2 protein-coding genes and 1 pseudogene are annotated in these 724 nt (G+C 59.0%); all 3 read left to right on the top strand.

The window, feature by feature from the left end; genetic code table 11:
- Window positions 1-134: 134 nt before the first annotated feature.
- On the top strand, window positions 135-317 hold the full coding sequence (locus tag FY251_RS20615; RefSeq protein ID WP_004517917.1) for an LSM domain-containing protein: 183 nt from the start codon (window positions 135-137) through the stop codon (window positions 315-317).
- On the top strand, window positions 314-487 hold the full coding sequence (locus tag FY251_RS20610; RefSeq protein ID WP_004517916.1) for a 50S ribosomal protein L37e: 174 nt from the start codon (window positions 314-316) through the stop codon (window positions 485-487). The genes FY251_RS20615 and FY251_RS20610 overlap by 4 nt, the downstream gene beginning before the upstream one ends.
- 14 nt (window positions 488-501) lie before the next feature.
- Window positions 502-724: pseudogene (locus FY251_RS20605) on the top strand (amidophosphoribosyltransferase); the annotation flags it as partial.

Below are 724 nucleotides of genomic sequence, written 5' to 3'. Positions count from 1 at the left end.
CCTGCTGGCCGGCTTCGCCGTCCGAGCGGCCGACCGAGCGCCCTTTAGCGTCGACGTGTAGGGAAGCGGACCGGCCTCGCGCGTGCCACCATACAAACGGTACGTTTAAGCGCCCGTCACTATCCAAACCGTACATGAGTGGACGACCGCTGGATGTACTCGAAGCGTCCCTCGGTGAGACAGTCACCGTACAGCTGAAAGGTGGCGAACTCTTTGAAGGAGAACTCACCGGCTACGATCAACACATGAACCTCGTCGTCGAGGATGAAGACACAACGATTATACGCGGCGATAACGTCGTCTCAATTACTCCATGACTGGCGCAGGAACTCCGAGTCAGGGCAAGAAAAACACCACGACGCACACGAAGTGTCGACGGTGTGGCGAAAAGTCGTATCACACGAAAAAGAAGGTCTGCTCGTCGTGCGGTTTCGGCAAGTCGGCCAAGCGGCGTGACTACGAGTGGCAGTCGAAAGCGGGCGAATAACACACTCAACACAAATGCACGAGAAGTGCGGCGTTGTTGGCATCTCTTTGGAGGACCGTGACGCCGCCCGACCGCTTTACTACTCCTTGTACGCGCTCCAGCACCGCGGTCAGGAATCAGCCGGTATCGTCACCCACGACGGGTTCCAGCAGTACAGCCACGTCGAGATGGGCCTCGTCGGTGACGCCTTCGACCCCGGTGACCTGGAATCGCTCAACGGCGCGAACGGTATCGGCC

This window comes from Haloferax sp. KTX1 (genome assembly GCF_902410085.1).
GTDB classification, from domain to species: Archaea; Halobacteriota; Halobacteria; order Halobacteriales; family Haloferacaceae; genus Haloferax; species Haloferax massiliensis.
Note: the sequence above shows the minus strand (reverse complement) of the source record. Positions and strands in the feature narration are given on the sequence as shown.

What these genes read in the sequence shown, in the direction of transcription:
- FY251_RS20615 (WP_004517917.1), top strand. Translation starts at nt 135, where the DNA reads ATGAGTGGACGACCGCTGGATGTACTCGAAGCGTCCCTCGGTGAGACA.
- FY251_RS20610 (WP_004517916.1), top strand. Translation starts at nt 314, where the DNA reads ATGACTGGCGCAGGAACTCCGAGTCAGGGCAAGAAAAACACCACGACG.